Below are 12,651 nucleotides of genomic sequence, written 5' to 3'. Positions count from 1 at the left end.
TGATCGAGCCGGCTCAGTACCGGGTGGCGCTCTGCAACAGCGGGGGATAGACCGTCGAGGGTTCGCCGTCGACGGTGGTGCCGGCGAACTGCAGCATCGAGCGCGTCGCGCCATTGATGTCGGCCGGATAGTTCAGCGTCGGTGTCGACACCTCGTCGAGCAGTCGAAGCTGGTCGGGGGTCAGGCTCACCTCGACCGCTGACAGGTTGTCCTCGAGGTGCGACAACCGGCGCGCCCCCAGGATCGGCACGACCGTGCCCTGCCGCGCGCGCAGCCAGGCCAGCGCCGCCGCGGCCGGAGAGGTCGCAGCCGCTTCGGCGACGGCGTTGAGTGCGTCGATCACCACGAAGTCCGCGTCGCTGGGTCCGCCGACGAAGGCGGCGCGCGCGGAATCGTCGACGGTGCTCCCGCGCCGGTACTTGCCGGACAGGAACCCGTTCTTCAGCGGGCTCCACGGCACCAGCGCCATGCCCTGGTCGAGAGCCAGCGGGGCCAGCTCGCCCTCGACGGTGCGCGCCAGCAGCGAGTACTCCACCTGAAGCGCGATGAGCGGTGTCCAGCCCCGCAGCACCGCCATCGTTTGCGCCTGGGCCGTCACCCACGCCGGGGTGTTGGAGAACCCCACGTAGCGGACAGTGCCTGCACGCACCAGGTCATCGAGGGTGCGCATGGTCTCCTCGATCGGGGTGTTGCGGTCCCAGTTGTGTAGCCAGTACACGTCGAGGTAGTCAGTGTGCAGTCGGCGCAACGAGTCTCGGAGCTGGCCGAGGATCGCCGATCGGCCTGCGCCGCCGCCGTTGGGGTCGCCGGGGTGGAGGTTGGCGAAAAACTTGGAGGCCAGCACAACCCGGTCACGGCGGCCCGGGTTGGCGGCGAACCAGTCGCCGAGGATCTTCTCCGAGTGTCCGTTGGTGTAGAAGTTGGCGGTGTCGACGAAGTTGCCGCCGCGGTCCAGATACCCCGCCAGGATTCGCTCGGACTCCTCGACAGTGGTTCCGGCGCCACCGGCGTCCTCGCCAAACGTCATCGCCCCGAGGGCGAACGGGCTGACCCGCAGGCCGGAACGGCCGAGGCTGACATAGTGATCGAGTGCCATGATTGTCTCCCTTGCTGTTCTTATTGACCTCTCCATGGAAGACGAATGCGCAGTTCAGCGGTAGACCGATGCCCGCAAGCTATTGCACGATCCTGCTGATTATGGTCGGATCGCGGTATGGAGACTCGGGCGGATCAGCTGGCGGAACTCGGCGCGCTGATTGCCGCCCATGCCCGGCCCGACATGCGGACCGCCATCGACGGGCTGCTGCTGTCCACGGCGACGTCGTCGGCGGCACCGGACTACTCGTTGACGGAGCCGCTGGTCGTGGTGATCGCCCGCGGCGGCAAGCGACTGCTACTGGGCGAAGACATCTACGAATATCGCGCTGGACAGTGCCTCGTCGTCACCGCCGACCTGCCTGTCACGGGTCATTTCATCGAAACTGAGTATGGGTCAACGTCATTGGGAATGGCCTTGGAGTTGCGACCGGCGGTGGTCGCGGGTCTTCTGCTGCAAGCGCCGCCCGGGCGATGGACGCGCGGCCAGCTCGCTCACCCGGCGATGTCGACGGCCGACGCCGGCGCCGACCTGCTCGACGCCGTCGTCCGCATGATAAGACTGCTTGAGAGTCCCTCCGATGCAACGGTTTTGGCGCCGTTGATCGAACGCGAGATCATTTGGCGGTTACTCACCGGCCCGCAGGGTGACGTCGTGCGCCAGATCGGTGTTGCCGACAGCAACCTGTCCTATGTCAGCCGAGCCATCGATTGGATCAGGCATAACTACGCCGAGCCGATGCGCATCGAGCACGTGGCCCGGCTGGCGGGAATGAGCCCGTCGACGTTTCACCGGCACTTCCGTGCCGTTACGGCCATGAGCCCGCTGCAGTTTCAGAAACGCATCCGGTTACAGCAGGCGCGTTCGATGCTCGTCACGGACCCCGGCGACATCGCCGGCATCGGCCACCGGGTCGGATACGACAGCCCATCGCAGTTCAACCGGGAATACCGACGGCTCTTCGGCGTTCCGCCGGGGCAGGACGCGGTTCGCCTCCGGTCGGATGCGGCCTTCCCGAAGCGCGCGGTGATCTAAGCACCGAGACCGACGAAATGGCGCAACTTACTCGCACTTTGGCGCCCAAACGTTGGTTTGGGCGCCAAGGGCAGGTTACAGCGGGATGTTCTTGTGCCGCCCACGCCGGGCGGGGGCCTCGGCGAGCGCCTGCGTCAGCTTGCTGCGGGTGTGGGCGGGGTCGATCTTCTCGTCCACCACGCCGATCTCGATGGCGCTATCCACGCCGCCGGCGATCCGCTCGTGCTCGTCGGCCAGTTCCTCGTGCAGCGCGTCGCGCTCGTGGTCCGGCGCGGCAGCCAGCTTCTTCTTGTGCAGGATGCCGACGGCAGCCTTGGCACCCATCACCGCGACCTCGGCATCCGGCCAGGCGAACACCTTGGTGGCGCCCAGGGAGCGTGAATTCATCGCGATGTAGGCCCCGCCGTAGATCTTTCGCGTCACCAGCGTGACCCGCGGAACGCTGGCCTCGCCGAAGGCGTGCAGCAGCTTGGCGCCACGGCGCACGACACCGCCCCATTCCTGGTCGACACCGGGCAGGTAGCCGGGGACGTCGACGATGACCACCAGCGGGATCCCGAACGCGTCGCACAGGCGCACGAAACGCGCTGACTTCTCGGCACTTTCGGAGTTCAGGCAGCCACCGAGGCGCAGCGGGTTGTTGGCGATGACGCCGACGGTGCGGCCCGACAGCCGGCCCAGGCCGACGACGATCGAGGGCGCCCACTTGCCCTGGAACTCCTCGAACGGGGTGTCGGCGTCCAGCAGCGCCTCCACCAGCGGATGCACGTCGTAGGCGCGCCGCGGCGACTCGGGGAGCAGCGCGTGCAGGTCGGTGTCACCGGCTTCAGCCTTGCTGCGGTCGAAATGACCCTGCTGGGAGAACAATCCGACGAATCGGCGGCCGCGCGCGTAGGCGTCGGGCTCGTCGTCGGCGACGACGTGGCACACGCCGGACTTCTTGTGGTGGGTATCCGGGCCGCCGAGCGAGGCCATGTCGACGTCCTCGCCGGTCACGCTGCGCACCACATCGGGGCCGGTGACGAAGACCCGGCCCTCGCTGGCCATGATGACGATGTCGGTCAGTGCGGGACCGTAGGCGGCGCCACCGGCGGCGAAGCCGACCACGATCGAGATCTGCGGGATGTAGCCCGAGGCGCGGATCATGGCTTCGAAGACCAGCCCCACGGCATGCAGGGCACGCACGCCTTCGGCGAGCCGGGCGCCGCCGGAGTGCCAGATGCCCACGATCGGGCTCTGCTCCTCGATGGCGGTGTCGTAGGCGTTGACGATGTGCTGGCAACCCTCCACACCCATCGCGCCGCCCATGACGGTGCCGTCGGTGCAGAAGGCGATGGTCCGCACACCGTTGACGGTGCCGGCCGCGGCCAGCACACCCGAGCGGTCACGCTCGTGCAGCAGCTCGACGCTGCCGTCATCGAAGAATGCGCGGAGCCGAAGCATCGGGTCGCGAGGGTCGAGCGATTCGCCGACGGCCTGAGGGACCATGATCGTCATCTAAACCTCCTGTTGCGCGCGGATGTCGGTCAGCGCCTCGGTGTACCTGTTGTCAGTACTTGCCGAAAGCGATCGCGACGTTGTGACCACCGAATCCGAACGAGTTGTTGATCGCGTACTGGTAGTTGCCTGGCCGGGGTTCGCCGGCCACCACGTCCAGATCGATCTCCGGATCGAGGTTGCGCAGGTTGAGCGTGGGCGGCACGACGCCGTCCCGCAGCGCCAGCACGGTGAGGATCGACTCCACCGCGCCGACGGCACCCACCGAGTGGCCCAGCGCCGATTTGGGCGCGTAGACCGCCGGCCGGTGGTTGCCGAGCGCATTGTTGATCGCCTTACCCTCCGCGACGTCGCCCACCTGGGTGCCGGTCGCATGAGCATTGATGTGATCGATATCGGAGGGCTGCAGACCCGCGAGCTGGATCGCCCGGGTGATCGCGTGACCCGCCTGCTCACCGTTGGGGTCGGGCGCCACGATGTGGTACCCGTCCGAGGTGACCGCCGCCCCCATGATGCGCGCGAGGATGTTGGCCCCGCGCGCCTTGGCGTGCTCCTCGGTCTCGATGACCAGGAGCGCGCCACCCTCCCCGAAGACGAAACCGTTGCGATCCCGGTCGAACGGCCGGCAGGCGCCGGCCGGATCGTCGTTGGTGGTGGAGAGCACGATGCGCATCTGGGCGAAGCCGGCGATCGGCACCGCTTCGATCTTGGTTTCGACGCCGCCGCACACCGCAATGTCGGCTTCGCCGAGGACGATCTGACGCCACGCCTGGGCGATGCCCTCCGAGCCCGAGGCACAAGCCGAGACCGGGGTGATGACCCCGGCCTTCGCCTTGAGCTCCAACCCGACGGCCGCGGCCGGCCCGTTGGGCATGTACTTCTGCACGACCAGTGGTGACACCGCCCGCAGTCCCTTGGTTCGCATGTCGTCGTATGCGAACAGCATTTCCTCGGTCGACCCCATGCCGGTGCCGATCGACACCATCAGCCGTCGGGTGTCGATCTCCGGTGAGCCGGCGCTTTGCCAGGCCCGCCGACTGAGCACGGTGGACATCTTCTGCAGGTATGACAACCGCCGTAGCTCGACGCGTGTCAACTCGCTTTCGAAGTCCTCCAGCAGGTGTCCGCCGATGCGTACCGGGAGGTCGTACTCCTCGACGAACGGGTCCTCGAGTGTTCGGATACCGCTCTGTCCGTCGAGAAGGTTCTTCCAGGTGTTCTCGGCATCAACTGCCAGGGCCGTCGTCATCGCGATTCCGGTGACGACCACGTTGGGGAAGCCGCTCCCCGTTGACAGACGCGTCAATCGTGTCAACCCTGCCATTGCTTCCTGCTCGTCCTTTCCCCCCGGACCCGTCTCAGTAACGCCCGAAAGTGAGCGCCACGTTGTGTCCGCCGAACCCGAACGAGTTGTTGATCGCGTACTGGTAGTCGCCGTAGCGGGGTTCGCCCGCAACGACATCCAGGTTGATCTCCGGATCCGGTGTTTCGTAATTCAGCGTCGGTGGGATGACGCCATCGCGCAGCGCCAGCACCGTCAGGATCGACTCCAGCGCACCAACCGCACCGATCGAGTGGCCCAATGCCGACTTGGGTGCGTACACCGCGGCATGCTCCACACCGGCAACCCGGATGGCGTTGGCCTCGGCGATGTCACCGATCGACGTCGACGTGGCGTGCGCGTTGACGTGATCGATGTCCTTGGCAGACAGTCCCGCCGTCTCGATGGCGCGCTTCATCGCGTGGCCGGCCCGCAGGCCGTCCGGTGCCGGGGCCACCATGTGGAAGGCGTCCGACGTGATACCGGCACCCATCAGCCGGGCCAGCGGCTTGGCACCGCGGGCCAGGGCATGTTCCTCGGTCTCGATGATCATCATCGCGCCGGCTTCGCCGAAGACGAACCCGTCACGGTTCTTGTCGAACGGGCGTGAGGCGCCCTGGGGATCATCGTTGCGGGTCGACATCGCGCGCATCATCGAGAACGCTGCGATGGGCAACGCCTCGATGCCGCCTTCGACGCCGCCGCAGACGGCGAAGTCTGCGTCACCCATGACGATTTGACGCCAGGCGTGGGCGATGGCCTCCGAACCGGAAGAACAGGCCGAGACCGGGGTGATGACCCCGGCCCGCGCCCCGAGTTCCAGGCCGACGACCGCCGCCGCACCGTTGGGCATGATCATCTGAACGGCCAGCGGCGAGACCTTGCGGGGCCCGCCCTCGTTCATCAGGTCATAGGTTTCGACGATCTTCTCGCCGCCACCCAGGCCCGTACCGATGACCACCGAGAAGCGGTCCGGGTCGACCTCGGGGGCACCCGCGTTCTCCCAGAGCTTCGCGCCGACAAACTTCGCCATCCGCTGGACATACGACATCCGGCGGAAGTCGAGGCGACCCATGTGGTCGTCGACGGGGTCGGCGAGATGGCCACCGATACGAACCGGCAGATCCCATTTGGTGACGAAGTCGTCCTCGAGAATGCGGATTCCGCTCTCGCCGGCCAGCAAGCCCTTCCACGTGCTCTCAATGTCGCCCGCAAGCGCGGTTGTCGCGGTGACAGCAGTCACCACGACGCTGGGGAAACCGCCGTTAGCAGTGGAAGGTCTGGTCATTCCGCTGCAAACTTCTCACGCAGGGCGGCAGCAGCCTCGGGGTTCTCTTCCTCGAGCTTCTGGATGTAGGAGACGACGTCACCGACGGTGCGCAGGCCGGCGAGATCCTCATCGGGGATCTTCACGCCGTACTTGTCCTCGGTCTGCACAGCGATCTCCACCATCGACAGCGAGTCGATGTCCAAGTCGTCGACGAAGGACTTCTCCGGGGTGACCTCAGACGGCTCGATACCGGTGACCTCTTCGATGATCTCGGCGAGACCGGCGATGATTTCTTCCTGGCTGGCGGCCACAGTGTGGCTCCCTTCGTGATTGGTTGTGTTACTTCGTACTTGATCTGTTGTGTTACGTCGTAACGGTGTTGTGAACGTGCTCTATGTGATTGTTCTGGGCGGACGCCAGCTGGATTACAGCTCGGCGAGTCCGTCCAGATCTGCGGGTGCCTTGATGGCGTGCGTGGGTACGCCCCGAAGTTCTCGTTTGGCGATGCCGGTCAGAGCGCCCGCGGGCGGGAACTCGGCGATCGCTGTGACCTCTGCACCCTCGAAGAGCTGGCGCAGGGTTTGGGTGCACAGGTCCCAACGCACCGGGCGGGTCAGTTGCGCGACGAGCTTCTCCATCGCGTCTTGTCCAGAAGATACCGGCTGACCGTCGGCGTTGCTCAATAGTGTGGTCACGGGCTCGGAAACGGCCACCCCTGCTGCCGCAGCGGCATACCCGTCGAGCGCGGAGGCCATGTAGTGGGTGTGGAACGCACCGGCGGTGGCCAGCTGGCGTACCCGGGCCTTGGCCGGCGGGTCTTCGGCCAGCTTCTCCAGGGCGGCGATTGCTCCGGCGGCCACGATCTGGCCCGCGGCGTTGCGGTTGGCGGGGATCAGGTCCAGTGCTTCCAGGCGGGCCAGCACCTCGGCTTCGTCACCGCCGAGGATCGCCGACATGCCGGTCGGTTCGACGGCGCAGGCTTTGGCCATTTCCGCGCCGCGAACCGAGGCCAGCTTCACCGCGTCGTTGGGGGAGATGACACCGGCGATCGCGTAGGCCGCGATCTCACCGACCGAGTGGCCGGCCACGACCGTCTTCTTGCCGGCCAGCACGCCGCGCTTCACCAATTCGGCGTTGGCCAGCAGCGTCGCCGCTACGACCAGCGGCTGGGTGACCGCGGTGTCGGTGATCTCGTCGGCCGTGGCCGTCGTGCCGAGGCGGGCCAGGTCCAGGCCGCTGATCTGCGACCATGCTGCGATCTGGTCGGCGGCACCGGGCAGCTCTAGCCATGGGGCGAGCATGCCGGGGGTCTGGGAACCCTGGCCGGGGGCGAGCAACGCAATCACATGTTTAAGAGAACACTGTGAAACCCGTTTTTCGCGGTGTAAGAGATTATGAACCTGGTCTTAGGTTTTTGTAGGAAGTCCACAAAACTGCATGTGATGCGACTTTATTGATACCGCGCCGCTATCTGCTTACCGGTCAGATTGTGCCCGCCGGTACCGACCAGCGGTGGTGTGAGGGAGTTAACAGAGCCGTTTGCCATGGTCTGAGGTGGAGCCGGATATCCGAGTCGCCCGACGGTGGCGGCTACCCGGAGGATGTAGGCGTCGCGCGGCATCGTCGGATCCCGCCCGGTGAAGTCGGTGATGCGCTTGAGGCGGTAGCGCACCGTATTTGGATGAACGAACAGTTTTCGAGCGCACGCTTCGATGGCTCCGCCGCTGTCCAGGTACGCGTCCAACGTCTCGGTGAGCGCGGGGCCGGCATCGGCCAGCGGCCGCATGATCTCGGTGTGCAGCGCGGCGATTGCCGAGGCGTCGCCGAGTAGCGCCCGTTCCGGCAGCAGCTCGCGAGCCAGCACCGGGCGCGGAGCGCCGGTCCAGCCGACGACGGCGTTCATCCCCGAGATCGCCTCGCTGGCGCTGTGATAGGCCGCGGTCAGCATCGGCGCGGTCGGGCCGATCACCACCGGTCCGTCGGAGAACGCGGTGAGCAGATCGTTGAAGAACTTCTCGGTGGGCGAGAGCGGTCCGGAGATGATCGCGATGAGCCAGGTGCCGTGCACGTCGGCCAGCGTCGCGCGTCCGTAGCGCAGCGCGATGTCGCGCACGTCCTGGCTGGCCAGTTCCTCGCGGCCCTTCGGGGGAGTGCCGACCAGCACGGTGGCCGGGGAGGTGGTGTCCCAGTTGAGCGCGGCGGCGCGGGAGAGCAGCTCCGGGCCCGCGTCGCCGCGGACCACCGCGTCGACGACGCTGGACTCCATTCGGCTGTCCCAGGAGCCGCGGGCCTCGGCAGCGTCGGCGTACACGGCGGCCGCCGCGAACGCCAGGTCGCGGCTGTAGCGCAGGATCCCCACCGTCAACGCGGTGAGCTGCTGGTCGTTGCGGGCCAACATCGGCACGACCTCTTCGAAGAACTCCATCGTGACCCGCACCATCTCCACGGTCTGGGCCAGCGCGATCCTGCGGGTCAGCTCCTGGGGTACCAGCTCGAACGCCTGCGCCGTGTAGCCGACATCGCTGGACGGGTTGCGCAACCATTCCGCGAAGTTGACCACCGCGGCCTGCACCACCAGATGCACGCTGGCGCGCTGGGAGGCTTCCAGCTGACCGAAGAACGGCAGCCGCTCCTCCATGGCGTGCACCGCCTGGGTGGCCAGTCGCCCCGAGTACTGCTTGAGCCGGCGCAGCGTCGACTCCGGAACGTTGTCGAGCAGTTCCAGGGGCGAACGTGGCGGCTCGAACGGCGGGTTGTCGCTCACCCCTAAAATCTACGCCGGTTTTCTGGAAGATCCCGCTAAATGCCGTCGTCCGCGGGCCCACGCGACTCCGCGACAGTGCCGTTTCATCCGCGACACGCCGCGGTCAGCGGATGAAACGGCACACTCGCCCGTTAGGCGACTCCGGGGTCGCTGGTCTGCTCCGGTGCCGCCATCACGTCGTCGATCCGGTACTCCTGGGCCGCCGCGACGGCCACCGACGGATCGATCTCCCCGTCGCGGGCCAGCGCCTCGAGTACCGCCACCACCACCGACTCGGCATCGGTGTTGAAGTAGCGGCGTGCCGCGGGCCGGGTGTCGGAGAAGCCGAACCCATCGGTACCCAGCGTGACGTAGGTGTTGGGCACCCACGGCCGGATCTGCTCGGGCACCGCGCGCATCCAGTCCGATACCGCGACCGCCGGCCCGGCGGTATTGGCCAGGGCCTCGGTCACATACGGCACCCGCGCCGGGCGATCGGGATGGCGCAGCAGCTCCTTCTCGATGGCCACCCCGTCCCGGTTCAGCTCGCCCCAGCTGGTCACCGACCAGACGTCGGCGGCCACGTCCCAGCGCTCGGCGAGCAGATCGGCGGCGCGCAGCGCCTCCGGCATCGCGACCCCGGAGGCCAGGATCTGCGCGACGCTGGTCCGCTTCTGCGTCGCCGCGCGGTAGCGGTAGATCCCGCGCAGCAGCCCTTCGGGGTCGAAGTGCTCCGGCTCCGCCGGCTGGACGTAGGGCTCGTTGTAGATCGTCACGTAGAAGTAGACGTTCTCCGGGTTCTCGCCGAACATCCGCGACAGCCCGCTCTCCACGATGTAGGCGATCTCGTAGGCGAACGCCGGGTCGTAGGCCACCACCGCGGGGTTGGTCGACGCCAGCAGCAGCGAGTGCCCGTCGGCGTGCTGCAGGCCCTCACCGGTCAGCGTGGTGCGCCCGGCAGTCGCGCCGAGCACGAAGCCGCGGGCCATCTGATCGGCCGCGGCCCACAGGCCGTCACCGGTGCGCTGGAACCCGAACATCGAATAGAAGATGTAGAGCGGGATCATCGGCTCGTTGTGCGTTGAGTACGACGTGCCGACGGCGGTGAACGACGCCGTCGAGCCGGCCTCGTTGATGCCCTCGTGCAGGATCTGGCCGATCTCGCTTTCCTTGTAGGCAAGCATCAGCTCGGCATCGACCGCGGTGTAGAGCTGGCCGTTGCGGTTGTAGATCTTCAAGCTCGGGAACCACGAGTCCATGCCGAACGTGCGGGCCTCGTCGGGGATGATCGGGACGATCCGGTGTCCGATCTCCTTGTCGCGCAACAGCTCTTTGAATGTGCGCACCATGGCCATGGTGGTCGCCACATGCTGCTGGCCAGAGCCCTTCTTCAGCGGCTTGTACACATCGCGCGGCGGCAGGGGCAGCACCTTGGCCTTGGTGCGTCGCTCGGGCAGGAACCCGCCGAGGGCGCGGCGCCGGTCGATCAGGTAGCGGATCTCCGGCGCCTCCGGGCCGGGGTGGTAGTACGGCGGAAGGTAGGGATTCTCCTCGAGCTGGGCGTCGCTGACCGGGATCCGGATGGCGTCGCGGAAGTCCCGGAGATCCTGCAGGGCAAGCTTTTTCATCTGGTGGGTGGCGTTGCGGCCCTGGAAGTGGGCGCCCAGCGAGTAACCCTTGATGGTCTTGGCCAGGATCACCGTCGGCTGGCCCTTGTGCTCCAGCGCCGCCCGGTAGGCCGCGTAAACCTTGCGGTAGTCGTGCCCGCCACGCTTGAGATTCCAGATCTCGCTGTCGGTCATGTCAGCGACCAGTGCCTTGGTCCGCGGGTCGCGGCCGAAGAAGTGGTCGCGCACATAGGCGCCGTCGTTGGCCTTGTAGGTCTGGTAGTCGCCGTCGGGCGTGGTGTTCATCAGGTTCACCAGCGCGCCGTCCTTGTCGGCATGCAGCAGCGCATCCCACTCGCGCCCCCACACCACCTTGATGACGTTCCAGCCCGCGCCGCGGAAGAAGGACTCCAGTTCCTGGATGATCTTGCCGTTGCCGCGCACCGGGCCGTCGAGGCGCTGCAGGTTGCAGTTGACGACGAAGGTGAGGTTGTCCAGGCCTTCGTTGGCCGCGACCTGAATAAGGCCGCGGCTCTCGGGTTCGTCCATTTCGCCGTCGCCCAGGAACGCCCACACGTGTTGGTCGGAGGTGTCCTTGATCCCGCGGTCGTGCAGGTAGTGGTTGAACCGCGCCTGATAGATGGCGTTCATCGGGCCCAGGCCCATGGACACGGTCGGGAATTCCCAGAAGTCCGGCATCAGACGGGGGTGCGGGTAGGACGGCAGTCCGCCACCGGGGTGGCTGTGCTCCTGGCGGAAACCGTCGAGCTGGTCGGCGGTGAGCCGGCCTTCCAGGAACGCGCGCGCGTACACGCCGGGGGAGGCGTGCCCCTGAATGAACACCTGGTCGCCGCCACCGGGGTGGGCCTTGCCGCGGAAGAAGTGGTTGAACCCGACCTCGTAGAGCGCGGCCGAGGACGCGTACGTGGAGATGTGGCCGCCGACGCCCACGCCCGGTCGCTGCGCCCGGTGCACCATGATCGCGGCGTTCCAGCGGATCCAGGCGCGGTAGCGACGCTCCACGTCCTCGTCGCCGGGGAACCACGGTTCGAGTTCGGTGGGGATGGTGTTGACGTAGTCGGTGGAGGTCAGCGCCGGGATCGCGACCCGCTGCTCACCGGCGCGCTCGAGCAGGCGCAACATCAGATAGCGCGCCCGGGCCGGCCCCGACCGGGCCAGAAGATCGTCGAACGACTCCAGCCACTCCGAGGTCTCCTCGGCATCGATGTCGGGCAGATACGACGCCACGCCTTCGCGGATCACCCGGACACGATCAGATTCGGTTGGGCTGCTTGAGTTTTGGGCCAGATCATGGCGCGCGAACTCGGTGGTCAACATCAGCTCCTTAGTAGCTGGTGCAGGTTTTGCACCATCTCCTCCCTATCGTGCCGCACTTGAGGGGATACCGACGAGTAGTGCCGGGCAGGGGAACGGTGAATTTCTCGCGCCGCGCCGAGCTGGGCCGTTTGCCGGTAACCTTCCGGGCTGTGCTGATCAGAAGTGCCCGCAGGCTGCGGATCGGCGGACTGCTGGTCGGCAGTGCCGCCGCGGTGCTGGCCGGCGTGGTGGGTTGCACCACCGTGACCGGCGGAGAACCGGCGGTCAACGCGGGCGACGCACCTGCCTACCGGACGTCGGTGTCGGTGTCGGTGTCGGAATCGGCGGCCTCCTCCAGCGCTCGCGAATCCGAGCGGCAGGCCTCGTTGACCACGCAGGCCATGCACGACACCTGCGAGACCCTGTCGACCAGCAGCGCCGACGCGATCGACGCCGTCAACGCCTACGTCAGCGCGTTCAACCAGGGCGCCGCCGACGTCGCGGCCACCGAGGGACCTGCGGTGGACGCGCTCAATCAGAGTGCTGACGCGGTGGCCGGCAGCATGACCGCCGCGATCCCGCAGGAACTCACCGATGCGTTCACCAGCTGGGTCGACGGCGCCCGCGCGACGGCCAAGGCGATTTCCGCCCACGCGCCGCCGGGGGAGTTCAACAAGACCATCAAAGATCTCAATGACACCAGGTCGAATGCCTTGAGCTTGTGCGACGCGACGTACTGAATCGCACCGGACGGCGAGTAATCGC

General features: G+C 67.0%; 10 protein-coding genes. 2 read left to right on the top strand and 8 right to left on the bottom strand.

Translation table 11 applies throughout. The features are described 5' to 3' along the window. Positions 1-13 precede the first annotated feature (13 nt). The gene (locus tag ADBZ9K_RS06880) at positions 14-1,096 is read right to left on the bottom strand and encodes an aldo/keto reductase (RefSeq protein ID WP_526619344.1); all 1,083 of its coding nucleotides are present in this window, start codon (positions 1,094-1,096) and stop codon (positions 14-16) included. Between the two features lie 117 nt (positions 1,097-1,213). Here ADBZ9K_RS06880 and ADBZ9K_RS06875 point away from each other — a divergent pair, with 117 nt between their 5' ends. Then, entirely contained in the window at positions 1,214-2,131 is a 918-nt protein-coding gene (locus tag ADBZ9K_RS06875; protein ID WP_526619343.1) for a helix-turn-helix domain-containing protein, read from the top strand. Positions 2,132-2,206: 75 nt separating this feature from the next. Here the strand turns inward: ADBZ9K_RS06875 and ADBZ9K_RS06870 are convergent, their stop codons facing one another. From ADBZ9K_RS06870 to aceE, 7 genes are all read right to left on the bottom strand, one after another. Next, entirely contained in the window at positions 2,207-3,628 is a 1,422-nt protein-coding gene (locus ADBZ9K_RS06870; protein ID WP_526619342.1) for an acyl-CoA carboxylase subunit beta, read from the bottom strand. A gap of 52 nt (positions 3,629-3,680) precedes the next feature. Continuing rightward, positions 3,681-4,934: a 3-oxoacyl-ACP synthase KasB gene (gene kasB / locus ADBZ9K_RS06865; RefSeq protein ID WP_526619341.1), complete on the bottom strand. Its 1,254-nt coding sequence runs from the start codon at positions 4,932-4,934 to the stop codon at positions 3,681-3,683. A 52-nt stretch (positions 4,935-4,986) separates the two neighbouring features. Next, positions 4,987-6,237 carry a 3-oxoacyl-ACP synthase KasA gene (gene kasA / locus ADBZ9K_RS06860; protein WP_526619340.1) on the bottom strand — a complete coding sequence of 417 codons (1,251 nt, stop codon included), beginning with the start codon at positions 6,235-6,237 and terminating at the stop codon, positions 4,987-4,989. After that, complete coding sequence (gene acpM / locus ADBZ9K_RS06855) at positions 6,234-6,530, bottom strand: meromycolate extension acyl carrier protein AcpM (protein WP_047331275.1); 297 nt, start codon at positions 6,528-6,530, stop codon at positions 6,234-6,236. The genes kasA and acpM overlap by 4 nt, the downstream gene beginning before the upstream one ends. A 114-nt stretch (positions 6,531-6,644) precedes the next feature. Further along, a complete protein-coding gene (locus ADBZ9K_RS06850) occupies positions 6,645-7,565 on the bottom strand; it encodes an ACP S-malonyltransferase (protein ID WP_526619339.1) in 921 nt (306 codons plus the stop codon). Positions 7,566-7,669: 104 nt separating this feature from the next. Beyond that, on the bottom strand, positions 7,670-8,983 hold the full coding sequence (locus tag ADBZ9K_RS06845) for a PucR family transcriptional regulator (RefSeq protein ID WP_526619338.1): 1,314 nt from the start codon (positions 8,981-8,983) through the stop codon (positions 7,670-7,672). A 131-nt stretch (positions 8,984-9,114) separates the two neighbouring features. After that, the gene (gene aceE / locus ADBZ9K_RS06840) at positions 9,115-11,904 is read right to left on the bottom strand and encodes a pyruvate dehydrogenase (acetyl-transferring), homodimeric type (protein WP_526620791.1); all 2,790 of its coding nucleotides are present in this window, start codon (positions 11,902-11,904) and stop codon (positions 9,115-9,117) included. Between the two features lie 131 nt (positions 11,905-12,035). Here aceE and ADBZ9K_RS06835 point away from each other — a divergent pair, with 131 nt between their 5' ends. After that, a complete protein-coding gene (locus tag ADBZ9K_RS06835; RefSeq protein WP_526620789.1) occupies positions 12,036-12,626 on the top strand; it encodes an Rv2240c family protein in 591 nt (196 codons plus the stop codon). Positions 12,627-12,651: the final 25 nt, after the last annotated feature.

It is taken from the genome of Mycobacterium sp. (genome assembly GCF_965229265.1).
Lineage (GTDB): Bacteria > Actinomycetota > Actinomycetes > Mycobacteriales > Mycobacteriaceae > Mycobacterium.
This window is presented reverse-complemented; position numbering and strand designations above follow the sequence as displayed.